Source organism: Pseudomonas alkylphenolica (assembly GCF_004025535.1).
Classification (GTDB): Bacteria; Pseudomonadota; Gammaproteobacteria; order Pseudomonadales; family Pseudomonadaceae; genus Aquipseudomonas; species Aquipseudomonas alkylphenolica_A.
Genome location: NZ_QJRG01000044.1, coordinates 426989 through 449472 on the forward strand (window position 1 = coordinate 426989; position 22484 = coordinate 449472).

At 60.9% G+C, this 22484-nt stretch carries 22 protein-coding genes; 11 read left to right on the forward strand and 11 right to left on the reverse strand.

The window, feature by feature from the left end; translation table 11 throughout:
- Positions 1–66 precede the first annotated feature (66 nt).
- Positions 67–342: a DUF1145 domain-containing protein gene (locus DM813_RS14715; RefSeq protein ID WP_128324118.1), complete on the forward strand. Its 276-nt coding sequence runs from the start codon at positions 67–69 to the stop codon at positions 340–342.
- Positions 335–1093, forward strand: a complete 759-nt coding sequence (locus tag DM813_RS14720) for a collagen-like protein (RefSeq protein ID WP_128324119.1) — start codon at positions 335–337, stop codon at positions 1091–1093. Before DM813_RS14715 ends, DM813_RS14720 begins: the two co-directional genes overlap by 8 nt.
- A 55-nt stretch (positions 1094–1148) precedes the next feature.
- Here the strand turns inward: DM813_RS14720 and DM813_RS14725 are convergent, their stop codons facing one another.
- A complete protein-coding gene (locus DM813_RS14725) occupies positions 1149–1613 on the reverse strand; it encodes a CopD family protein (protein ID WP_128324120.1) in 465 nt (154 codons plus the stop codon).
- A gap of 97 nt (positions 1614–1710) precedes the next feature.
- Between DM813_RS14725 and dinG the strand changes: the two genes are divergently transcribed.
- The 5 genes from dinG (at position 1711) to pdxH (ending at position 9223) form a co-directional block, all read left to right on the forward strand.
- Positions 1711–3855 carry an ATP-dependent DNA helicase DinG gene (dinG, locus tag DM813_RS14730; protein WP_128324121.1) on the forward strand — a complete coding sequence of 715 codons (2145 nt, stop codon included), beginning with the start codon at positions 1711–1713 and terminating at the stop codon, positions 3853–3855.
- A gap of 81 nt (positions 3856–3936) precedes the next feature.
- Positions 3937–6192 carry a beta-agarase gene (locus DM813_RS14735; RefSeq protein ID WP_128324122.1) on the forward strand — a complete coding sequence of 752 codons (2256 nt, stop codon included), beginning with the start codon at positions 3937–3939 and terminating at the stop codon, positions 6190–6192.
- A gap of 151 nt (positions 6193–6343) precedes the next feature.
- Positions 6344–7489, forward strand: coding sequence for a serine hydrolase domain-containing protein (locus tag DM813_RS14740; RefSeq protein WP_128324123.1), 1146 nt, complete (start codon positions 6344–6346; stop codon positions 7487–7489).
- 99 nt (positions 7490–7588) lie between these two features.
- Complete coding sequence (locus DM813_RS14745; RefSeq protein WP_128324124.1) at positions 7589–8557, forward strand: OmpA family protein; 969 nt, start codon at positions 7589–7591, stop codon at positions 8555–8557.
- Positions 8558–8575: 18 nt separating this feature from the next.
- Positions 8576–9223: a pyridoxamine 5'-phosphate oxidase gene (gene pdxH, locus DM813_RS14750; protein WP_128324125.1), complete on the forward strand. Its 648-nt coding sequence runs from the start codon at positions 8576–8578 to the stop codon at positions 9221–9223.
- Here the strand turns inward: pdxH and DM813_RS14755 are convergent.
- Complete coding sequence (locus DM813_RS14755; protein ID WP_128324126.1) at positions 9220–9456, reverse strand: hypothetical protein; 237 nt, start codon at positions 9454–9456, stop codon at positions 9220–9222. The two genes, pdxH and DM813_RS14755, sit on opposite strands and share 4 nt — an antisense overlap.
- Positions 9457–9601: 145 nt before the next feature.
- On the opposite strand from DM813_RS14755, the gene DM813_RS14760 reads away from it, so the two are divergent.
- The gene (locus DM813_RS14760) at positions 9602–10066 is read left to right on the forward strand and encodes a glycine zipper 2TM domain-containing protein (protein WP_128324127.1); all 465 of its coding nucleotides are present in this window, start codon (positions 9602–9604) and stop codon (positions 10064–10066) included.
- A 68-nt stretch (positions 10067–10134) separates the two neighbouring features.
- Here the strand turns inward: DM813_RS14760 and nhaA are convergent, their stop codons facing one another.
- Positions 10135–11310 (reverse strand): Na+/H+ antiporter NhaA, encoded by a 1176-nt coding sequence (gene nhaA / locus DM813_RS14765; RefSeq protein WP_128324168.1) that lies wholly within the window; start codon positions 11308–11310, stop codon positions 10135–10137.
- Between the two features lie 223 nt (positions 11311–11533).
- Between nhaA and DM813_RS14770 the strand changes: the two genes are divergently transcribed.
- Positions 11534–12628 (forward strand): PLP-dependent cysteine synthase family protein, encoded by a 1095-nt coding sequence (locus tag DM813_RS14770; protein ID WP_128324128.1) that lies wholly within the window; start codon positions 11534–11536, stop codon positions 12626–12628.
- A gap of 52 nt (positions 12629–12680) precedes the next feature.
- Here the strand turns inward: DM813_RS14770 and DM813_RS14775 are convergent, their stop codons facing one another.
- The 3 genes from DM813_RS14775 to DM813_RS14785 all read right to left on the reverse strand — a co-directional run bounded on the left by DM813_RS14775 (position 12681) and on the right by DM813_RS14785 (position 15742).
- Positions 12681–14294 (reverse strand): NAD(P)/FAD-dependent oxidoreductase, encoded by a 1614-nt coding sequence (locus tag DM813_RS14775; RefSeq protein WP_128324129.1) that lies wholly within the window; start codon positions 14292–14294, stop codon positions 12681–12683.
- Positions 14295–14401: 107 nt separating this feature from the next.
- On the reverse strand, positions 14402–15073 hold the full coding sequence (locus DM813_RS14780) for a COG3650 family protein (protein ID WP_128324130.1): 672 nt from the start codon (positions 15071–15073) through the stop codon (positions 14402–14404).
- 69 nt (positions 15074–15142) lie between these two features.
- Positions 15143–15742 carry a short chain dehydrogenase gene (locus tag DM813_RS14785; protein ID WP_128324131.1) on the reverse strand — a complete coding sequence of 200 codons (600 nt, stop codon included), beginning with the start codon at positions 15740–15742 and terminating at the stop codon, positions 15143–15145.
- Between the two features lie 107 nt (positions 15743–15849).
- Between DM813_RS14785 and DM813_RS14790 the strand changes: the two genes are divergently transcribed.
- Positions 15850–16758, forward strand: a complete 909-nt coding sequence (locus DM813_RS14790; RefSeq protein ID WP_128324132.1) for a LysR family transcriptional regulator — start codon at positions 15850–15852, stop codon at positions 16756–16758.
- A 52-nt stretch (positions 16759–16810) separates the two neighbouring features.
- Here DM813_RS14790 and DM813_RS14795 read toward each other — a convergent pair whose 3' ends face one another.
- From DM813_RS14795 to DM813_RS14815, 5 genes are all read right to left on the reverse strand, one after another.
- Positions 16811–17512, reverse strand: coding sequence for an ABC transporter ATP-binding protein (locus tag DM813_RS14795; protein ID WP_128324133.1), 702 nt, complete (start codon positions 17510–17512; stop codon positions 16811–16813).
- Entirely contained in the window at positions 17513–18280 is a 768-nt protein-coding gene (livG, locus tag DM813_RS14800; RefSeq protein ID WP_128324134.1) for a high-affinity branched-chain amino acid ABC transporter ATP-binding protein LivG, read from the reverse strand.
- On the reverse strand, positions 18277–19533 hold the full coding sequence (locus tag DM813_RS14805; protein ID WP_128324135.1) for a high-affinity branched-chain amino acid ABC transporter permease LivM: 1257 nt from the start codon (positions 19531–19533) through the stop codon (positions 18277–18279). Before DM813_RS14805 ends, livG begins: the two co-directional genes overlap by 4 nt.
- The gene (gene livH, locus DM813_RS14810; RefSeq protein WP_128324136.1) at positions 19530–20453 is read right to left on the reverse strand and encodes a high-affinity branched-chain amino acid ABC transporter permease LivH; all 924 of its coding nucleotides are present in this window, start codon (positions 20451–20453) and stop codon (positions 19530–19532) included. Before livH ends, DM813_RS14805 begins: the two co-directional genes overlap by 4 nt.
- Before the next feature lie 215 nt (positions 20454–20668).
- A complete protein-coding gene (locus DM813_RS14815) occupies positions 20669–21796 on the reverse strand; it encodes a branched-chain amino acid ABC transporter substrate-binding protein (protein WP_128324137.1) in 1128 nt (375 codons plus the stop codon).
- 360 nt (positions 21797–22156) lie between these two features.
- Between DM813_RS14815 and DM813_RS14820 the strand changes: the two genes are divergently transcribed.
- Positions 22157–22462, forward strand: coding sequence for a DUF2288 domain-containing protein (locus DM813_RS14820; protein ID WP_128324138.1), 306 nt, complete (start codon positions 22157–22159; stop codon positions 22460–22462).
- Positions 22463–22484 lie beyond the last annotated feature (22 nt).

Below are 22484 nucleotides of genomic sequence, written 5' to 3' on the forward strand. Positions count from 1 at the left end.
TTACTGTTACAAGCGATGCCAAGTCCTTGGCATCGCCTATTAAAAGAACAAGAGCAGGGGGCGGGAATGAAGGGCTTACTGGGGCTGGGCAAAGCCTTGACGGTGGTGTTCTGGTGGGTGGTGCTGGTGAATCTGCTGATTCCCCAGGTATTTCCTTTCGATCGTCTGATCAGTATTGCCGGCCTCGCGCTGCTGGGTCTGCACGCGCTGGAAGTGCTGTTCTTCAATGGCAGGCTGCGTGGCCGCAGCCATCGCTGGTTTGACCGCTTGCAAATCCTGCTGGTCGGTATCTTTCACGTCCTTTCGATCCCGGCCCCCCGTCAGGAGAAGTCCCATGCGTAAGTTGGTCCTGTTAGCCGCACTGTTCAGCCCGTTGGCGATGGCGGAGTCGATCAGTGTCGCGCCGCATTCGGTGCTGCGTTTGCCGAACAAATCCAGTGTCGTGCATTTGCAGCGTCTGGAGGTTGCCGATGCCGCCACTTTGCTGTTGCCGGCCAGCCTGGTCGAGTTGAAGGTGGACGAACTGCACCTGGGCCAGGAAGCGCGCATCGCCATTGCCCCGTCTGAGAGCACGCTGCACCTGGAGGTGACACGGGCGCAACTGGGCGAGGGTAGTCAGATTGCCGCGCGTGGTGCGCCGGGCACCTATGAGCGTGCAGCGATGGCCGGGCGTAACCTTGACTTGAATGTGCGTACATTGCAGGCGCCGGTACTGGCCATCGATGCCCGTGGTGGGGCTGGTGCGCCGGGGTATGTCGGGCTTGACGGCGCCAACGGCAAGGCCGGCGGATGCACGTGGGGGCAAGCCAGCCGCGGTGCCAATGGCGACAATGGTGGCGATGGTCATGATGGCGCGGCCGGTGGTCGGGTGCACCTGACGCTGCCTGCAGAGTTTCCTGTCGAGCGCATCCAGGTAAAACTGGATGGAGGGGCGCCCGGTATGGCCGGGGCAGCTGGCAAGGCTGGCGCGGGCGGGGCGAGTAAAGGCTGCCTGGTGTATCGCACCGCAGCGGGTGCACCGGGCAAACCCGGGGTTGCCGGCCAGCCAGGGCTGGCAGGTGCCACGGGCGAACTGATTCTTCAGCGCCTGTAAAGCGGGGCAGGGTTGATCAGGGTCCCGTTGCGGACCTGATCAACCCGGGTTGCGCTCAAGTCAACAGGCGCGTGCTCGCCACCACGATCACCGCCATGCCCAAGAGCAGGTTGATCCCGACCAGTCGGCGAATTTTTCCCAGGACCGCAGCGCCTGTCGGCCAGTCTTGTGCTTGCACCGCCGTGCGCAATTGCGGCAGCAGCAACGAATGCACACGAATGAACAGCGCAATCATCGCAATGCCGCCGCCCATCATCACCTGCACGTAGCGTGGCGCCCCGTCAAAACCGGCAAAGCGCACGTGCAGCAAGCCCACACCACTGATCGCCAGCACGGCAATCGCAATCCATACCCATAGAAAAAAACGCGGAAACACTTCTGCCCACAGCCGCAGACGATCGGGGCCTTCAAGGGCTGCAACCATGGCGGGACGCAGGATCAGCCAGGCGAAGAACATTCCCCCGACCCAGATAACAGCGGCCAGAACGTGCAGGCTATAAGGAAGGGCAAAGGCGGTCATCGGGATCTCCATTCGGCGCAAAGGGCAATAGCGGGGTATGATAGCGACCCGATCGAAACACTGAAAATTTATCCAGCCCTCCGGGCGCCCCGACACCATGATCAGCAACGAACTCAAAACTACCATTCAGGGCGCCTATTCGCGTTTTCTCGAAGCCAAGAGCCTCAAGCCGCGCTACGGTCAGCGGCTGATGATTGCCGAAGTGGCCAAGGTGCTTGGCGATATTGCCTGCGACGACGAAGGTCGACGCTCGGGCGACCCCGCCGTGGTGGCCGTCGAAGCCGGTACCGGTACCGGCAAGACCGTTGCCTACAGCCTGGCCTCGATCCCGGCGGCGAAAGCTGCCGGCAAGCGCCTGGTGATCGCCACGGCGACGGTGGCGCTGCAGGAGCAGATCGTCTTTAAAGACCTGCCCGACCTCATGCGCAACAGCGGCCTGAACTTCACGTTTGCCCTGGCCAAGGGGCGGGGGCGCTATCTGTGCCTGTCCAAGCTCGACCTGCTGCTGCAGGAAGGCCATGCGCAATCGGCCACGGCCTCGTTGTTCGAGGAGGAAGGCTTCAAGATCGAGGTCGATGAGGCCAGCCAGAAGCTGTTTACCAGCATGATCGAAAAGCTCGCTGGCAACCGTTGGGACGGTGACCGCGACAGCTGGCCCCAGGCCCTTGAAGACCAGGACTGGGCGCGCCTGACCACCGACCATAGCCAGTGCACCGGCCGCCATTGCCCGAACTTCGGGCAATGCACGTTCTACAAGGCCCGTGAAGGCATGGGCAAGGTCGACGTCATTGTCACCAACCATGACATGGTCCTGGCCGACCTGGCCCTGGGCGGCGGCGCTGTGCTGCCCGACCCGCGTGACACCATCTACGTGTTTGACGAAGGCCATCACCTGCCAGACAAGGCCATCGGCCATTTCGCCCATTACACCCGCCTGCGCTCCACCGCCGACTGGCTTGAGCAGACCGCCAAGAACCTGACCAAACTGCTGGCGCAACACCCTTTGCCAGGTGACCTGGGCAAATTGATCGAGCAGGTGCCGGAGCTGGCGCGGGAGATCAAGGCGCAGCAGCAGTTCATATTCAGCGCTTGCGAGCAGGTGGCCGATTTCCGCCCCGGCGAAGACATGGAAGGCCGTGAGCGGCCCCGACACCGCTTTGAAGGCGGCGTGGTGCCCGAGCACATGCGCGAAATGGGCATTGAACTGAAGAAGGGCTTCTCGCGCCTGACCGACCTGTTCACCCGCTTGACCGAGTTGCTCAAAGAGGGGATGGATGCCGAGGTCAACATCGGTATCGCCAGCCATCAGGCTGAAGAGTGGTACCCGCTGTTCGGCAGCCTGTTGATGCGCGCCCAGGGCAACTGGGAACTGTGGACGGCCTTTACCGCCGAAGACCCGGAAGACAGCCCGCCCATGGCGCGCTGGCTGACCCTTGCCGAGAGTGGGGCGCTGTTCGACATCGAGGTCAACGCCAGCCCGATCCTGGCTGCCGAGATGCTGCGGCGCAACCTGTGGAACGTGGCTCATGGCGCACTCGTCACTTCGGCAACGCTGACGGCGCTGGGTAAGTTCGATCGTTTCAGAATGCGTGCCGGCTTGCCCAAGGACGCAGTCACCAGCGTGGTGCCCAGCCCGTTCCATCACACCGATGCCGGTGTTCTGCGTGTACCGGACCTGCGTGCCGACCCCCGCGATGCTGCCGCGCATACGGCGGCAATCATCCGCGACCTGCCGGAGCTGGTCGAGGGATCGCGTGGCTCGCTGGTGCTGTTCTCCTCGCGCAAGCAGATGCAGGACGTATTCGACGGGCTGGACCGTGATTGGCGTAAACAGGTGTTCATCCAGGGCAACCTGTCCAAACAGGAAACCCTGAACAAGCACAAGGCGCGCGTGGATGGTGGCGACTCCAGTGTGCTGTTTGGCCTGGCGAGCTTTGCCGAAGGCGTCGACTTGCCAGGTGCCTATTGCGAACACGTGGTAATCGCCAAGATCCCCTTCGCCGTGCCGGACGACCCGGTCGAGGCGGCGTTGGCCGAGTGGATCGAGGCGCGTGGTGGTAACCCGTTCATGGAGATCGCCGTGCCGGACGCGTCCCTGCGCCTGATCCAGGCCTGTGGTCGCTTGCTGCGTACCGAAGAAGACCGCGGCACGATCACGCTGCTCGATCGTCGCGTGGTCACCCAGCGTTATGGCAAGGCTATTCTCAACGCGCTGCCGCCGTTTCGACGGGAAATTTCCTGACCCCCGGGGATCTATGCTCCGGGGTGTTGTCTATGACTCAGTTCAAGGCCCGCATGGGCCCTCAAGGAGAGCTCCAGCCCTATGATTCGCCGTACCTTGCCTGCTGTCTTCGCCCTGATGTTCAGCACCCCGCTGCTGGCCGGGCAACAGACGCTGTTCAGCTTCGTGCGTCCGGCCGCTGTGGTCAACGTGGCCACTGAAGACGCCAGCTTGCCGCAATACAACGCAGAGCAGACGGCCGAGGGCGAGGTGTTGCGGCGGGTCGTGTTCAATCCGGTGCAGCGCCCAAGCCTGCGCCTGAGCCCGCAAGCTGGTGCGTGGGACTGGTCGGCTGCCACGGCCATGACGTTGCGCCTGCAAAGCGGCATGGACTGGCCGCTGACGGTTGATGTCACGGTGTTGAGCAGTGATGGCAAGACCCTCACCAGTCGCATCGACCTGCCTGCGGGCCCGGCGCAAACGGTGCTGGTGCCGCTGGTGGCCAGCTCGCCGCTGAGCCAGGGCATGCGCGCCGGGCCGCCGATGCCCTGGGTTCACGCTGGTCAGCGCTGGTTGCTGACCAGCAGCAGCGGGGCGCTGGACCTCAAGCAAGTGGTGTCGGTAACCCTGTCGATGAGCCAGCCGAATGTCGCCCAGAGCCTGATGATCGAGCGTGTCGGCATCCAGGATGACGACCAGGTGCAAAAGGCCGTGTACAGCGAGCTGATTGATGGCTATGGCCAATCAACCCGGGGTCGTTGGCCAGAGAAGATCGTCAGCGATGATCAATTGAAGGTTGCGGCAAACCGTGAGCAACAGCAGCTCAAGGGCTGGCTGGCCGAGCGCAGCCAACTGCCGCGCGATCAGTTTGGCGGTGTGACCGGCGGGCCGGCCTTCGACGGCAAGGGCTTCTTCAGGACCGAGAAGCGGGACGGGCGCTGGTACCTGATCACCCCTGAAGGTCATCCGTTCTACTCGCTGGGCGTCAACACCGTCGCTGCCGACGGTGGCCGCACCTACGTTGCCGGGCGCGAATCGATGTTCACCGCCTTGCCCCAGGCCGGCGAGCCGTTGGCGCAGTTTTATGGCGAGGGCAACAACAAGGACGGCAACGGCTCGTCGAGCGGTCGCCAGTTCAATCAGGGCCGCTGGTTCGACTTCTATGCCGCCAACCTTGAGCGCAGCTATGGCAAGCCATGTACCCCGGTAACGGCTACTGCCACCACTGCAGCCGTGGAATGCCCGGCGCCGGTGCTGGATATTCAGCGTTGGCAGGGGCACAGTCTCGATCGCCTGCAGGCCTGGGGTTTCAACACGCTGGGCAACTGGAGCGATGCTGGCCTGGGCCACGCCAATCGTCTGCCGTACACCCTGCCGCTGTCGATTGTTGGTGACTACACCAGCATCAGCACGGGCATGGACTGGTGGGGCAGCATGCCTGACCCGTTTGACCCGCGCTTTGCCATGGCCACTGAGCGTGCGGTGGCCATCGCTGCCCGCGACCACCGCGACGACCCCTGGCTGATTGGTTATTTTGCCGACAACGAGCTGGCCTGGGCAGCGCCAGGTAAAGACCCCAAGGCGCGTTACGCATTGGCCTATGGCACCTTGCGACTGACCACGGACGTGCCGGCCAAGCGTGCATTTCTCAAGCAGCTGCGTGACAAGTACCGGAACCAGGAAGGCCTTTCCAAGGCCTGGGGTATCAACCTGCCTGCTTGGGAATTGATGGAAGACCCTGGCTTCGAACCGCCGTTACCGAGCCCGGAACACCCCGAGATCGAAGCGGACTTCCAGTACTTCCAGAAGGTCTTCGCCGAAACATACTTCAAGACCATCGCCGACTCGCTCAAATGGCATGCACCCAATCATCTGCTGCTGGGTGGGCGTTTCGCCGTCAGCACGCCGGAAGCGGTGGCGGCCTGTGCCGAATTTTGCGATGTCCTGAGCTTCAACTTCTATACGCCAAAACCTCAGGATGGCTACGACTTCGCCCAGCTCAATGCCCTGGACAAGCCCGTGCTGGTCTCTGAATTCCAGTTTGGTTCGCGTGACCGCGGCCCGTTCTGGCCGGGCCCGATGGAAGTGGCCAAGGAAGAAGGGCGAGGGCCGGCCTATGCCGCCTTTCTCAAGGCCGCGCTGGCAGAGCCATCGATTGTTGGCGTGCACTGGTTCCAGTACCTGGATCAACCTGCCAGTGGCCGTCTGCTTGATGGCGAGAACGGTCACTTCGGCCTCGTCGGTCTGACGGATGTCCCGTTTCAGGGTTTTGTCGACGCGGTACGTAAAAGCAACCTGCAAGCGCAGCAACAGCTCGTTCATTCCCAGGCTGCCGAAAAAGCGGCTAAGGCCCCTTAACGATGGCTTGGCGGCCTGATGCGCGCTGTGCGCACCAGGCCCTTGAAGGGGCTGTTTTGTGCAACCGCCTGGCCTCTGTCTGTTCCCAAAATCACCGCAGGCTGAAACAATGCACGCCATTTCTGATATTGGTGTGCGGGAGAACGGCTGAGTGCAGATTCAGGGTCATTACGAGCTTAAATTCGAAGCCGTTCGCGAAGCCTTTGCCGCGTTGTTCGACGATCCCCAGGAGCGTGGTGCAGCGCTGTGTATTCAGGTCGGGGGAGAGACTGTCGTCGACCTCTGGTCGGGTACCGCCGACAAGGACGGTGCCGAGGCATGGCACAGCGACACGATCGTCAATCTGTTCTCCTGTACCAAGATGTTCACTGCCGTGACTGCCTTGCAATTGGTGGGGGAGGGCAAACTGGCCCTGGACGTACCTGTTGCGCGCTATTGGCCCGAGTTTGCCCAGGCCGACAAGCAGGCGATCACCTTGCGTCAGTTGCTCAGCCATCGCGCTGGTTTGCCGGCCATTCGCCAGCTGATGTCGGCTGAGGCGTTCTACGACTGGCAGACCATGGTCGACACCCTGGCCGCTGAAGCTCCCTGGTGGACACCGGGCACCGCCCACGGCTATGCGGCGATCACCTTCGGCTGGCTGATCGGCGAGCTGATCAGCCGCGCCGATGGTCGCGGGCCGGGTGAGTCGATTGTGGCCCGCACCGCACGCCCTTTGGGGCTGGACTTTCATATCGGTCTGGCCGACGACGAATTTCACCGCGTCGCCCACCTCGCCAGAGGCAAGGGCAACATGGGCGACGAAGCTGCCCAGCGCCTGCTCCAGGTCACCCTGCGCGAGCCCGAGGCGTTGTCGACTCGTGCTTTTACCAACCCGCCCGGCATGCTTACCAGCACCAACAAGCCTGAGTGGCGGCGCATGCAGCAGCCGGCGGCCAACGGCCACGGCAATGCCCGCAGCCTGGCAGGGTTCTACGCCGGTTTGCTCGACGGTAGTCTGCTGGAGTCCGAGCTGCTCGATGAGTTGACCCGTGAACACAGCCTGGGCGAGGACAAGACGCTGTTGACCCGTACCCGTTTCGGTCTGGGCTGCATGCTTGATCAGCCGACCGTGGCCAACGCTACCTTTGGTCTGGGCAGTCGTGCATTTGGTCATCCAGGTGCCGGCGGGTCTGTCGGTTTTGCCGATCCGGAGTACGATGTCGCCTTTGGTTTTGTCACCAACACCCTGGGCCCTTATGTATTGATGGACCCTCGGGCGCAAAAGCTGGTACGCGTCCTGGCCGAATGCCTTTGATCGGTTAACCCCGGTAGGGCCTGAACCCTTTGTCTATTCTGAATTCCAATACCCACTGCCAGTGGGCTGAATTTCTTTCATTTTCATGGTGTATCGCTGATGTCTTCACATAAAACCTTAGCTCTTGCCCTGTGCCTGGCCATGACCGGTTGTGCCCAGCACGCCCAGAAAGGCCAAGCCGACAGTGCAATCAACTGGTGGCCGTTCGGTTCGGAGCAAGTTGCCGACCAGGAAGTGAAGGACGTTGTGGTCGAGAAAGTGGCCAAAGCTGAAGCCAAGTCCGAAACCAACAGCCGCTGGTGGTGGCCGTTTGGCGACAGCGACAAGGCCAAGGCTGCTGCGGTACCGAAAATTGACCAGAAGGCTACGCAGGCCTGGCTGGACAACTACGAGCCGAAACTGCGTGAAGCCATCAAGGACAGCAAGTTCGAAGTGGAACGCCGTGACGACGTGCTGATCGTGACCGTGCCGGTCGACAGCTCCTACAACCCGGATCGTCCGGCGATGCTGCTGCCGGTCACCCTGGGTCCGATCACCCGCGTAGCCAAAGCCGTTGAAGCTGACAAAGACGCCGCTGTTCTGGTGCTGGGTCATGCCGATTCCAGCGGCGCGGCTGCGGCCAACCAGAAACTCAGCCAGGAACGTGCCCAGTCGGTGGCGGCGATCTTCCGCCTCAGCGGGCTGGAGCGTAACCGTCTGATGCTGCGTGGCATGGGCTCGGTAATGCCGCGCGCCGCCAACGACAGCCTGCAGGGACGTTCGCTGAACCGTCGGGTTGAACTGGTGCTGACGCCACAGAACACCATGGTTGCCATGCTGGCCAAGTACAAGCAGCCAACGCCGAGCCCGGCCGAATTGGTAGCGGTGCAAGATGCCAAGGCACCGGTCAAGGCGGCAGTCAAGCCGTCAGCGGCTGCCACGAAAAAAGCCAGCACCGTCAAGAAGGCGAGCGCGAGCAAAACCGTCGCCGCCAAGAAAAAAGCCCCGGCAGCCAAGCCTGCCGCAAAAAAAGCAGCCCCGGCTGCGAAAAAAGTGGCTGCCAGCACAAGCCCTGCGAAGACCAACTGATCGTCAAGGAACGCAGCAATGACCCAAACCCTGGCTGATATGCGCCGCGACTACACCCGTGATGGACTGGCTGAAGGCCAGGCGCCGGGTGAGCCCTTTGCGTTGTTTCGCCGTTGGTTCGATGACGCGGTGAAAACCGAGCAGCCGCCGGTGGAAGCCAACGCCATGACGGTGGCTACGGTGGATGCCGATGGCCGTCCGCATTGCCGGATCCTGTTGCTCAAGGGGCTGGATGAACAAGGTTTTACCTTCTTCACCAACTACGAGAGTGCCAAGGGCCAGCAGTTGCAGGCCAATCCGTGGGCTGCCATGACCTTCTTCTGGCCTGCCCTGGAACGCCAAGTGCGGATCGAAGGCAAAGTGGTCAAGGTTACGCCGGCAGAATCGGACGAGTATTACCAGGTGCGCCCGCTGGGCAGTCGCCTGGGCGCCTGGGCATCACCGCAGAGCCGGGTAATTGCCGACCGTGCCGAGCTGGAAGGGCTGGTCAAGGCCACCGAACAGCGTTTCAGCGACACCCAGCCGCACTGCCCGGAGCATTGGGGGGGGTACCGTCTGCTGCCTGAACGTATCGAATTCTGGCAGGGGCGCGCCAGCCGTCTGCATGACCGCCTCAACTATCGTCTGGAGCAAGGTGCCTGGTTGCGCGAGCGCCTGGCCCCTTAACCCTGCGGGTATGCAGCAGCCTGGCGTTCCAGCCAGGCTGCCAGCTCGGCGCGTTTGACCCGTTGCGCACGGGCTTTGTCCAGACAAGCCAGCATGTAGGCTTTCTTGCGTTCATCCGCCCCGGCGAGTGAAAGGGCCAGGTCACGGTCCATCCAGCGGCGGATGCGCACGTACAACCACCAGTGAAAATACAGCCCAGCCACTGTCGTAACGACGACGATGAAGTAATCCATGACTATCCTTGCGCTAGAAATCGACACGCTGCATCGATACGGCAGCCTGTGCATAAGGTCAATGGAATCAATTTTACTCTGCCTGCGTCGTGACAGTCGTCAATGAGCGGAGTCTAATGAACACCTGTCTTACGGAGAACATCCAATGCGTAAATCTGTTTTGCTGGTTGCCAGCTTCACCACGATGTCTTTGCTGCTCGGTGGTTGTGCCTCGAGCCTGACCGGCGATTCTTATTCGCGTGACGAGGCCCGCCGTGTACAGACTGTTCGTATGGGCACCATCGAATCGTTGCGCCCGGTGAAAATTGAAGGCACTAAAACGCCTATCGGTGGCGGCGCTGGCGCAGTCGTCGGTGGCGTAGCGGGCAGTGCGATCGGCGGTGGCCGTGGCAGTATTGTTGCTGCCGTCATTGGTGCCGTAGCCGGTGGCCTGGCAGGTTCTGCCGCTGAAGAAGGCCTGACGCGCACCCAGGGTGTGGAAATTACCGTGCGTGAAGATGACGGCAGCATGCGTGCCTATGTACAGGCGGTCCAGGAAAACGAAGTTTTTCGCGTCGGCGAACGTGTTCGTATCATGACGGTTGACGGTACCAGCCGGGTTTCTCACTGATACCCCACTGAAAAAACAAACCCCGACCCGGCAGTGCCGGCTCGGGGTTTTTTAATGCCCTGGCTGGGTCAGGCCGGGGACGCCTTGCGGCTGGCCAGTGCGGTGATGGTGTAGCCGATCACGGCGGCGAGGATGGAGCCGGTGAGGATGCCCATACGGTCCATGCCCGCGTATTCGCTGCTACCCGGCACAAATGCCAGCGAGCCAACGAACAGGCTCATGGTGAAGCCGATACCGCAGAGGATCGCCACACCCAGTACCTGGCCCCAGTTGGCCCCGGCCGGCAGAGCTGCGACGCCCAGTTTGACGGCAATCCAGGTCAGGCCGAATACGCCGACGGTCTTGCCCAGCAGCAGGCCGATGGCAATGCCCATCGGCACATAGTGGGTGAAGCTTTCCAGGGTTACCCCGGCCAGCGATACCCCGGCGTTGGCAAACGCAAACAGCGGCAGGATGCCGTACGCTACCCAGGGATGCAGGGCATGCTCCAGGCTCTGCGCCGGGGAGGTTTCGGCGTTGCGGGTGCGCAAGGGAATACACAGGGCCAAGGTAACGCCGGCGAGCGTTGCATGCACGCCGCTCTTGAGTACGCAGACCCAGAGAATCAGGCCGACCACCATGTAGGGTCCAAGCTTGACGACGCCCAGCCGGTTCATGGCAATCAGGCCCACCAGGCAGGCGCCGGCCAGCATCAACGACAGGCTCGACAGTTCACCCGAATAGAACAGGGCAATGACGATAATGGCGCCCAGGTCATCGATGATTGCCAGGGTCATCAGGAACAGCTTGAGCGACACCGGTACACGTTTGCCCAGCAATGCCAGCACGCCCAGCGCGAAGGCGATGTCAGTGGCGGTGGGGATCGCCCAGCCAGCCACGGCAGCGGGGTTGTCCTTGTTCAGGAACCAGTAGATCAGCGCAGGCACCACCATGCCGCCAACGGCTGCAGCACCCGGCAGGACGATTTGCGAAGGCTTGGACAGGTGACCGTCGATGACCTCGCGCTTGACCTCGAGGCCGATCAACAGGAAGAACAGGGCCATCAGGCCGTCATTGATCCACAGCAGCAGGGGCTTGGCGATTTTCAGGGCGCCGATCTGGACGACCACGGGAACATCCAGCAAGCCGTTGTACAGGTACGACAACGGCGAGTTGTTGATGATCAGGGCCATGGCGGCTGCAGCAATCAATAGTAGACCGCTGGCAGCTTCCAACTGAAAGAAACGTGTGAAGGTGCTACGCAGCAAGGGCGCTCTCCATCCTGAGGGTTCCGATAGGGAGGACACCCTACCTTGTGATGATATGCATTAGAACAAAAATTATATTCTTTTTTGTTATAAGCTGTGACCGGCCCGGCTACAGGAGCCTAGCAGTTGCAGGGGATTATTTTGCCTGGCTGTACCTGTTGTAGCTGTAGGGACTTTCTTAACATGATCGTTTGTACAACGATCTTTTCGGGACGTGACCATGAACGATCACCGCCGGTGGGCACGTGAAGCCATCCGCATCATCGAGGCTGATTTTCAGCGCAGCGCCGACACTCACCTGATTCCGCTGCCGTTGCCGGGTTTCCCGGAGGTCGAGCTGTATTTCAAGGATGAGTCCAGCCATCCTACAGGCAGCCTCAAACATCGTCTGGCCCGCTCACTGTTTCTCTATGCCTTGTGCAATGGCTGGTTGCGGCCGGGTGCTCCGGTAATCGAGGCATCCAGTGGTTCCACGGCGATCTCCGAGGCGTACTTTGCACGCCTGCTCGGGCTGCCGTTCATTGCCGTGGTACCGGCAACCACTTCGCAAGAGAAAATCGCCCAGATTGCTTTCTATGGGGGCCAGAGTCACCTGGTCAGCGACCCCACCCAGTTGTACGCGGAGTCCGAGCGCCTGGCGCGGGAAACCGGTGGCCACTTCATGGACCAGTTCACCTATGCCGAGCGCGCCACCGACTGGCGGGCCAACAACAACATCGCCGAGTCGATCTTTACCCAGATGCGTTTTGAGCGGCATCCGGAACCGGCCTGGCTGATCTCGAGCCCGGGCACCGGGGGCACCACCGCCACCCTCGGGCGCTATGTGCGCTATCGCCAGCACGTCACCCGTGTGCTGTGTGCCGATGCCGAGCGCTCGGTATTCTTCGACAGCTATACCAGCGGTGACCGTTCGTTGTTGCTCGACTGTGGATCGCGGATCGAAGGCATCGGCCGGCCACGCGTTGAAGCGTCGTTTCTGCCACAGGTGATCGATGCGATGATCAAGGTGCCGGACGCCTTGTCGCTGGCGGCCATGCATTACCTGGCCGAGCGTCTGGGGCGTCGGGTGGGCGGTTCGAGTGGTACCAACTTGATTGGTGCGTTGATGGCGGCGCGGCAGATGCAGGCGGCCGGGGAAGCGGGATCGATCGTGGCGATTCTCTGTGACGGCGGCGATCGTTATGCGACCACCTACTACGATCAGGACTGGCTGAACGGGCAGGGGTATCAACTGCAACCGGTGATCGAGGCCGTAAAGGCCTGTGTCGAGCGGGGCGAGGCGTTGCCCGAGACGCTAGAGCGCGCCGGGATTTGAGGCGAACTGCGGAGCAAACTGTACTTCTACAGCTTGCTCCGCGATCACATCATCAGCTGTTGATGCCCAGCATGCTGCGTGCAACCGCCTCGGCAATGCGGATGCCATCCACACCTGCCGAGAGGATCCCGCCGGCATAACCTGCACCTTCACCCGCCGGGAACAGGCCCTTGAGATTCAGGCTCTGCATGCTCGCGTCACGGGTAATGCGCAGGGGCGAAGAGGTGCGCGTTTCGATACCGGTCAACACCGCGTCGTGCAGGTTGTAGCCTTTGATCTGGCGATCAAAGGCCGGCAACGCCTCACGAATGGCTTCGATGGCAAAGTCCGGCAGGCTCGGGGCCAGGTCGCCCAGGTTGACGCCGGGCTTGTAAGACGGCTCGACACTTCCCAACGCAGTGGATGGCCGGCCGGCGACAAAGTCGCCCACCAGTTGTGCCGGTGCCTGGTAGTTGCTACCGCCAAGCACATAGGCGTGGGCTTCAAGTTTTTCCTGCAGCTCGATACCGGCCAGCGGGCCGCCCGGGTAATCCTGCTCGGGGGTGATGCCGACGACGATGCCGGAGTTGGCATTGCGCTCGTTGCGCGAGTATTGGCTCATGCCATTGGTGACTACTCGCCCTGGCTCGCTGGTGGCCGCAACCACGGTGCCGCCCGGGCACATGCAGAAGCTGTAGACCGAACGGCCGTTCTTGGCGTGGTGTACCAGTTTGTAGTCAGCCGCCCCCAGTTTCGGGTGCCCGGCGTATTTGCCCAGGCGTGCCTGGTCGATCAGCGACTGCGGGTGCTCGATACGGAAACCGATGGAGAACGGTTTGGCTTCCATGAACACACCGCGGGCATGCAGCATGCGGAACGTGTCACGGGCGCTGTGGCCCAGAGCCAGAACCACATGCCGGGAGTGCAATTGCTCGCCGCTGGCCAGTACCACGCCATTGAGCTGGCCGTCGTCCATCAGCAGGTCGGTGACCTTCTCCTCGAAGCGCACTTCACCACCCAGGGCGTGAATCTCGTGGCGCATGTTTTCGACCATGCCGGTCAGGCGGAAGGTACCGATGTGAGGCTTGCTGACGTAGAGGATTTCTTCCGGCGCGCCGGCCTTGACGAACTCGTGGAGCACCTTGCGACCGTGGTGCTGCGGGTCCTTGATCTGGCTGTAGAGCTTGCCGTCGGAGAATGTACCGGCACCGCCTTCACCGAACTGGACGTTGGACTCCGGGTTGAGCACGCTTTTACGCCACAGGCCCCAGGTGTCTTTGGTACGTTGGCGAACTTCCTTACCGCGCTCGAGGATGATCGGCTTGAAGCCCATCTGTGCCAGCAGCAGGCCGGCGAAGATGCCGCACGGGCCGAAACCAACGACGATCGGACGCTCCTGCAGATTGGCAGGAGCCTGGCCGACCACCTTGTAGCTGACATCCGGCGCGGCGTTGACGTTGTGGTCATCGGCGAAGCGCTGCAGCAGTTCGGCTTCATTGCTGACGGTCAGGTCGATGGTGTAGATGAACAGCATTTCGCTGTTCTTCTTGCGGGCATCGTAGCTGCGCTTGAACAGGGTGAAGTCCAGCAACTGTTCGTCGCTGATCCCCAGACGTTGCACAATGGCCTCGCGCAGGGCTTCATCAGGATGATCCAGCGGCAGCTTCAGTTCGGTGATTCGTAACATGGCAGGGTCCAGTATCCCGGCCATGAACGGCCGGCGGCTTTACTCAAACCGCCAAGTATAAGCTGTTCAGGCGCGTTGCAGGCAGCTTAAACGCCGCCTACCGACGTTCAGTCGTTACGCGAGCCACCATAGTAGGCACAGCCGCGCATGGTCTGGCCGTTTACCCGCAGCTCGGCGCTCAGGTGGCTGACGGCACCGGTCATGCTGTCGACGCAGCGTTGCGGGGCGACCCAGAGGTCCACGCGCTGGCCATTGGCTTCGGTACTGAGGTTGAAACGCCCGTCAGGCAGTTGTTCTTCCAGAAACGGTACTGCCAGCTCCGGTACCCCCGGGCGGGTCAGCACCATGCCCTTGCCGCCGGCTTTGAGGTCCCAGTCCGGTTCGTTGCCGTGGGCGCGCACGGTCAGGCGCTTGAAGTTCGGATCGCTGCAATCATTGTTGGAGTGTTCGACCCGGTACAGGCGCTGCACGTTCAGCTGGCCGTCGTTGCCCGCCTGTTGACTGGTGGAGAGGTTGCCGCTGATGTCCGCGAACAGCGCGCCCGGTTGGCTGGCCAGGGCGGCGGCTTCTTGCAACAGGCCGGTGCTGCCGGCGTCGAAGACGGCAAAGTGACGGCTTTCGTTGCATGGTTTGAACAGCAACTGGCCCCCCTTGGCGCTCAGTTCACCCTGCATGCGTGTCATCCCGGCCTGAGGGTTCTGCGGTTTTTCCTCCAGCAGCTGGCAGCCGGCAAACAGCGGCAACAGGGCGGCAAGCAACAACGATGGGGCGGCACGCATCAAGCAAACTCCAGGGCTTTACTGAAAGGTGCCGCCACGTTACGCAGGCTGAATGCCGATCACAAGGCCTTAACCGACATGATAGGTCTGGCCGGTCTGCAAACCTTCCACGCTTTTCGCGTAGGCCAGCGCCACATCGGCAGCGGGTACCGGCTTGAATCCGCGAAAGTAAGGGGCATAGGCCGGCATGGCTTCGACCAGTACATTGGGGCTGATCGAATTGACCCGCAGGCCGCGCGGCAGTTCGATCGCGGCGGCCTTGACGAAGGCGTCGATGGCGCCATTGACCAGGCTGGCCGAAGCCCCGGTGCGAATCGGGTCATGGCTGGTGATACCCGTGGTGAAGGTGAACGAGCCGCCGTCGTTGATGAACTCGCGGCCGATCAGTAGCAGGTTGACCTGGCCCATGAGCTTGTCGTTCAGGCCCAAGGCGAAGTGTTCTCCAGTCATCTCGTCCAGAGGCGCAAAGGTTACGTTACCGGCAGCGCAAACCAACGCATCGAAACGGCCTGTCTGTTCGAACAAACGACGAATCGAAGCACTGTCGCTGATATCGACCTGATGCTCACCGGAGCTGCGGCCGATCCTCACCACTTCATGACGTTGTTCCAGTTCTTTGGCGACAGCCGAACCAATGGTGCCGTTAGCGCCGATGAGCAGAATTTTCATTGAACCTGTCCTCTTGGTTTGTTGGGAGACGAGTTCAGTCTAGGGTGGAAATTTCTGCAGATAAGCGTGCTAATAGGCAACCTTTGGTTTTCATATGGAAACAATCGATGAGCGACCTGGATGATCTGGCGGCCTTTGCCGTATTGATGGATGCCGGCAGTTTTACCCAGGCTGCGCAACAGTTGGGCTGGAGCAAGGGCCAGCTGTCCAAGCGCATCAGTGCGCTGGAAGCCAGCCACTCGATAAAGCTGTTGCACCGCACCACCCGGCGGCTGAGCCTGACGGCCGCCGGTGCGATGCTGTTGCCCCAGGCCCAGGCACTGGTGCGGCAAATGAATGGCGCGCGTCAGACCCTGGCCATGCTCAAGGACGAACTGGCCGGGCCGGTACGTATCACCGTGCCGGTGTCGTTAGGGGAGACGTTTTTTGAAGGCTTGCTGCTGGAGTTCAGCGGTCGCTACCCGGACTTGCAGGTGGAGCTGGAGTTGAGCAATGGCTACCGTGATCTGCTCGGCGATGGATTCGACCTGGCGATTCGTACGGACGTTGAAGACGATGCGCGCCTGGTCGCACGCCCGGTATTGGCCATGCAGGAGCTGACCTGCGCCAGTCCTCTCTACCTGGCGCGTCACGGCGAGCCGCAGACGCCGATGCAACTGAGTGGCCACCGCTGCTTGCTCAACAGCCATTACAGTGGGCGTGAAGAGTGGTTGTACCACCAGCAACACGACCTGTTGCGGGTACAGGTGGCGGGCAGTTTTGCCAGCAACCATTACAGCTTGCTGAAGAAGGCGGCGTTGCTCGGTGCGGGGATTGCCCGCTTGCCGTCCTACATGCTGCATGCCGAACTGGCCGATGGCCGCCTGCACTGGCTGCTACGTGAATATCAGACCCGCAGCGTGCCGTTGTTTCTGGTTCACCCGTATCAGAGCCAGATGCCCAAACGGGTACAGGTGCTTGCCGATTACCTGATGGACTGGTTCAAGCGCAGCAGTCAGGCGCTGCAGCGCCTTTGAATTGCAGGCAAGAAAAAAGGCCCGAAGGCCTTTTTTCATTTGCGCAGGTTGATCAGCCACCGAGGTAGGCGTCGCGGACCTTTGGATCGGTCAGCAGCGCTTCACCGGTACCCTGCATCACCACCCGGCCGTTTTCCAGTACATAGGCACGGTCGGCGACCTTCAGGGCCTGGTTGGCGTTTTGCTCGACCAGGAACACCGTTACGCCATCACGTCGCAGTTGCTCGATGATGTCGAAGATCTGCTGGATGATGATCGGTGCCAGGCCCAGGGACGGCTCGTCGAGCAACAGCAGCTTGGGTTTGCTCATCAGCGCACGGCCGATGGCGAGCATTTGCTGCTCACCGCCAGACATGGTGCCGCCGCGTTGGGTGAAACGCTCTTTCAGGCGCGGAAACAGGTGCAGGACCTTGTCCATTTGCTCCTGGTAGTCGCCCTTGTTGGTGAAAAACCCGCCCATGGCCAGGTTCTCTTCAACGGTAAGGCGCGCGAACACCCGGCGGCCTTCCGGCACCACGGCAATACTCTTGCGCATGATGTGCGAAGAAGGTTGGCCGACCAGTTCTTCGCCCAGGTACTTGATGCTGCCACTGTGGGCCTGTGGCGAACCGCAGAGCGTCATCAGCAGGGTCGACTTGCCGGCGCCGTTGGCACCGATCAGGGTGACGATCTCGCCCTGGCGGATCTCGACGTTGACGCTGTGCAGTGCCTGGATCTTGCCGTAGAAGGTGGAAACGTTCTCGAACTGCAGCATTTACGCTTCCCCCAGGTAAGCTTTGATCACATCAGGGTTGTCGCGAATCTGTTCTGGCGTCCCGTCGGCCAGGGGCGTGCCCTGGTTGATCACCACGATATGGTCGGAGATGCTCATGACCAGTTTCATGTCGTGCTCGATCAACAGCACGGTAACGCTGTGTTCTTCGCGCAGGTAGCCGATCAGTGCCTTGAGGTCTTCGGTTTCCTTCGGGTTGAGACCCGCTGCCGGTTCGTCGAGCATGATGATCCGTGGACGGGTCATCATGCAGCGGGCGATTTCCAGGCGGCGTTGCTGACCATAGGCCAGGGTGCCGGCGGTGCGGTTGGCGAACTCGGTCAGGTTGACCTTCTCCAGCCAGTACTGCGCGTACTCCATGGCCTCGCGCTCGCTTCGACGAAAACCCGGGGTCTTGAACAGGCCGGCAAAGAAGTTGGTGTTCAGGTGCCGGTGCTGGGCAATCAGCAGGTTTTCCAGTGCAGTCATTTCCTTGAACAGACGTACGTTCTGGAACGTCCGCACCACGCCCTTGCGGGCGATTTCATGACCGGCCAGGCCCTGGATCGGCTGGCCATCGAGGAGGATGGTGCCGCCGCTGGGCTTGTAGAAGCCGGTCAGGCAGTTGAAGACGGTGGTTTTACCGGCACCGTTGGGGCCGATCAACGCCACCACCTGTTTTTCCTTGACGGTCAGGGCCACGCCGTTGACCGCCAACAAGCCGCCGAAGCGCATGCTCAGGCCGCTGACTTGCAGAATTTCGCGGCTCATCGACGCAGCTCCATATGAGGACGTTGCATAGGCAGCAAGCCTTGCGGACGCCAGATCATCATCAACACCATCAGCGCACCGAACATCAACATGCGGTATTCGCTGAACTCTCGCATCAGTTCGGGCAGCAGGATCATCACGATGGCCGCCAGAATCACGCCCAGTTGTGAACCCATGCCGCCCAGTACCACGATGGCGAGGATGATGGCCGACTCGATGAAGGTGAACGACTCCGGCGTCACCAGGCCTTGGCGCGCGGCGAAGAAGCTACCGGCGAAACCGGCGAAGCAGGCGCCCAGGGTGAAGGCCGACAGCTTGATGACCGTCGGGTTCAGGCCCAGGGCACGGCAGGCGATCTCGTCTTCACGCAGCGCTTCCCAGGCGCGACCGATCGGCATGCGCAGCAGGCGGTTGATCACGAACAGCGCGAGCAGCGCCAGCAGCAAGGCAACCAGGTAGAGGAAGATCACCTTGTTGATCGAGTTGTATTGCAGACCGAAGAACTCGTGGAACGTCTGCATGCCTTCGGCGGCCTTGCGTTCAAACGTCAGGCCGAAGAAGGTCGGTTTCTCGATGTTGCTGATGCCGTTAGGACCACCTGTGAGGCCGGTGAGGTTACGCAGGAACAGGCGAATGATCTCACCGAAGCCCAACGTCACGATCGCCAGGTAGTCACCACGCAGGCGCAATACCGGGAAGCCGAGCAGGAAGCCGAAAGTGGCCGCCATCATCCCGGCAATCGGCAGGCAGATCCAGAAGCTCAGGCCGAAGTAGTGCGAGAGCAGGGCATAGCTGTAGGCGCCGACGGCATAGAAGCCGACATAACCGAGGTCGAGCAGGCCCGCCAGACCGACCACGATGTTCAGGCCAAGGCCGAGCAGTACGTAGATCAGGATCAGGGTGGCGATGTCGACTGCGCCGCGCGAGCCGAAGAACGGCCAGATCAGTGCGGCGACAATCAGGCCGAGGATGATGTAGCGCTGGGTGCGCGGCAGGGTCAGGAAGTTGCTGACCTTGGGTGAAACCAGCGAACCCTTGGGCGCCGATTTCATCATCGCGCTCCACTGCTTGTCGAACAGTACCCGCAGGAACATCAGCACCGAGCACAGGGCGATGACGGTAAGGGTGAACGGCCCCTGGCTGTGCACGATCAGGTTGATGCCGTCGATGCTGAGCTTCAGGCCCAATACCGGGAAGGCCACGGCCCAGACCAGCAAGGCGGCGAAAAACGCCTGTTTGAGATGTTTGTTCATACTTTTTCAACCTCCGGACGGCCGAGAATGCCGGTCGGACGGAACAACAGCACCAGAACCAAAAGACCGAAAGCCACCACGTCCTTGTACTGGTCGCCGAAGATGTCGGCGCCAAAGGCTTCAGCCACCCCCAGCACCAGCCCGCCGAGCATCGCGCCCGGAATACTGCCGATGCCGCCCAGCACCGCCGCGGTAAAGGCTTTCAAGCCCACCAGGAAGCCGGCGTTGGGGTTGATCACGCCGTACTGCATGCTCAGCAGTACCGCCGCCACGGCCGCCAGGGCGGCACCGATGACGAAGGTCAGGGCGATGATGTTGTTGGTATTGATGCCCAACAGGTTGGCCATCTTGATGTCTTCGGCGCAGGCGCGGCAGGCGCGGCCCAGGCGAGAGCGGGAGATGAACAGGGTCAAACCGGTCATGGCCACGAGCGTGACGACGAATACCAGGATCTGCATGTAGGAGATCAGCACTTCCTCTGCGCCGCCTGGTCCGAAGGAGATGCTCCCGGGGATCAGGTTGGGGATGGACTTGTCCTTGGAGTCCTGGGATAGCAATACGGTGTTTTGCAGGAAAATCGACATGCCGATGGCAGAAATCAGCGGGATCAACCGGTTGCTGTTACGCAAGGGGCGGTAGGCGACCCGTTCGATACTGTAGCCATAGGCACTGGTTACGAAGATCGTGGCGACAAAGGCGACGGTCATCAATATCGGCAGAGAATGGATACCCATCATGGCCAGCCCGGCAAGGGCAATGAACGCCACGTAGGAACCAATCATGTAAACCTCGCCATGGGCGAAGTTGATCATTCCAATGATGCCGTAAACCATTGTGTAGCCAATGGCTATCAAGGCATAGGTGCTGCCAATGGTCAGGCCATTAACCAGCTGTTGGAAGAAGTGGTAGATCTCAGGCATTACAGCGCTCCTAAAAACCCGATATGCATTTCACTGGTGTGCCGGTCTTGTAGTCTTGGGCCACTTCGACGCAGGTACAGGCAGCGAACCGCTGGTGACGGTTTTAAGATTTTCAGGTGAACCTGCTCCCGGATCGCGGGAATCAGGCCCATGAACCTCGTAAAACAAAGCCCACTGCTCGCACAGTGGGCTTGTAGTCATGTAGTCAGACGGGATTACTGAGGGGAAACTTCGGTTTTAGGTTTGCCGAAATGCCATTCGTAGACCACGAATTTGAAGTCCTTCAGGTCGCCCTTGTCGTCGAACGACAGGTCGCCGGTCGGGGTCTTGAAGGTGCCGGCGTGGATGGCGGCAGCCACTTTGTCGGTGTCTTCGGATTTGGCGGCCTTGATGCCTTCGGCGATCAGCTCGACAGCGGAGTAGGCCGGGAACACGAACGGGCCGCTTGGGTCTTTGCCGTCGGCTTTGATGGCATCAACGATGGCCTTGTTCGCAGGCTCGGCATCGAACGACTTCGGCAGGGTGACCAGCAGGCCTTCGGAGGCTTTCTGGGCGATTTGCGAGATGGAGTCGTTGCCGACACCTTCTGGACCCATGAACTTGGCGTTCAGGCCTTTTTCCTGGGCTTGGCGCAGGATCAGGCCCAGCTCTGGGTGGTAGCCGCCGTAGTAGACGAAGTCGACGTTGGCTTGCTTGAGCTTCTGGATGATCGAGGAGAAGTCCTTGTCGCCGGCGTTCAGGCCTTCGAAGACGGCAACCTTGACGTTCTTGCCTTCCAGGGTCTGCTTGACCGCCGTGGCGATGCCTTCACCGTATTGCTGTTTGTCGTGCAGAACAGCAACCACTTTCGGTTTAACGTGGTCGGCGATGTAGTTGCCGGCCGCTGGGCCCTGGGCGCTGTCCAGACCAATGGTGCGGAAGATCAGCTTGTAGCCACGGGCGGTGATTTCCGGGCTGGTGGCAGCCGGGGTGATCATGATCACGCCTTCGTCTTCGTAGATGTCCGAAGCGGGCTGGGTGGAGCTGGAGCAGAGGTGGCCGATCACGTATTTAACGCCATCGTTGACCACTTTGTTGGCTACGGCTACGGCCTGTTTAGGGTCGCACGCGTCGTCGTATTCCTTGGCTTCAAGCATCTTGCCATCGACGCCGCCCTTGGCGTTGATGTCTTTGATGGCCTGTTTTGCACCGATGAACTGCATGTCACCGTACTGAGTTACCGGGCCGGTTTTCGGGCCGGCGATGCCGATCTTGATGGTATCGGCTGCAAACGAATGGCTGGCAACCCCGGCCAGAACCATTGCGGCAAACAGCTTGGAAATCTGCTTAGTAGCCTTACTCATAGTGCTCCACTCATTCTGTTGTAATTTTTATAGTCCTGCGGCCAGAGCTGAGGACCGGATCAGGTTCCGTGGGAGGCCACGCCTCGCCATGGACCCGGATTGCTCCGAATTTGCCCTGGCAACTGTACCGGTACAGTGTAGAGCGCTGCTTTGTCGCTTGAAAAGCAGCCCCGCTGGGACAAACTCGGCGCGTGTCGCTTAATTGACAGAAACTTACAAGAAAGCGGCCTGGTCTGGCCCGGATTCACCCGGTCATCCTTTGCTTCCAAGTCCTTTTCGATCAATTACTTATTTGAAACCGGGTTTTTCTGCAAAAATACCGACTTCTTACAGTAGTCGAATTATTTCTGGCAGGAACCCATGACTGATCAACCAAGCACCCTCTATGCCAAACTGCTCGGCGAGACCGCAGTAATCGAGTGGAAAGCCCTGGAGCGTTTTTGGGCCAAGGGTGACCTGATTTGGGTCGACCCGAGCCTGGACCTGATTGAAGTTGCACAGGCGATGGCCGAGAACCGTAGCGAAACCTTCGCTGCATGGCGCAATGCTGGCACTGTCGGTGCCGTGTCCGCAGAGCAGGCACTAGACCTTCAGAGGCGCGATCCAGAGATCTGGGCGGTCGTGGTTTCGCCGTTCATCGTGATTCAGGAAAAGAAAAAGGCCTGAGTGCGCCCCAGATTGGTGCGCA